Source organism: Sphaerisporangium rufum, assembly GCF_016863395.1.
In the GTDB taxonomy this organism is placed as follows: Bacteria; Actinomycetota; Actinomycetes; order Streptosporangiales; family Streptosporangiaceae; genus Sphaerisporangium; species Sphaerisporangium rufum.
The window spans coordinates 1-549 of sequence record NZ_BOOU01000172.1 but is presented as its reverse complement, the minus strand read 5'-3'; the positions used below and the strand labels follow the sequence as shown (position 1 = coordinate 549).

Here is a 549-nt window from a genome sequence, read left to right as displayed (position 1 = left end):
GGTGATCGAGGACCCGGCGGCGGCCGAGGTCTCGCTGGATCCGGTGCGGGCCCGGCTGCTGGCCCGGCTGGCCGAGCCCGCTTCGGCGTCCATGCTGGCGGCCAAGGTCGGCCTGCCACGGCAGAAGGTGAACTACCACCTCAAGGCGCTGGAGCGCCACGGGCTGGTGGAGCTGGTGGAGGAACGGCGCAAGGGCAACGTCACCGAGCGCGTGATGCGCGCCAGCGCCGCCTCCTACGTCATCTCCCCGGTCGCGCTGGCCGAGGTGCAGCCCGACCCCTCCCGCGCCCCCGACCAGCTGTCGGCGCGCTGGCTGCTGGCGGTGGCCGCCCGGCTGGTCCGCGACGTCGGCGCGCTGATCACCGGCGCCGCCCGGGCCCGCAAGAAGGTGGCCACCTTCGCCATCGACGGCGAGGTCCGCTTCGCCACCGCCGCCGACCGCGCCGCCTTCGCCGAGGAACTGGCGAACGCGGTCACGGCGCTGGTGGGCAAGTACCACGACGAGAACGCCGACGGCGGCCGAAGCCACCGACTGGTCGTCGCCGTCCA

Annotated in this window: 1 protein-coding gene; it reads left to right on the top strand. The window is 74.7% G+C overall.

What is annotated here, in order from left to right; genetic code table 11:
• On the top strand, nucleotides 1-549 hold a 549-nt coding region (locus Sru01_RS35200; RefSeq protein WP_203995317.1), incomplete at both ends, for an ArsR/SmtB family transcription factor.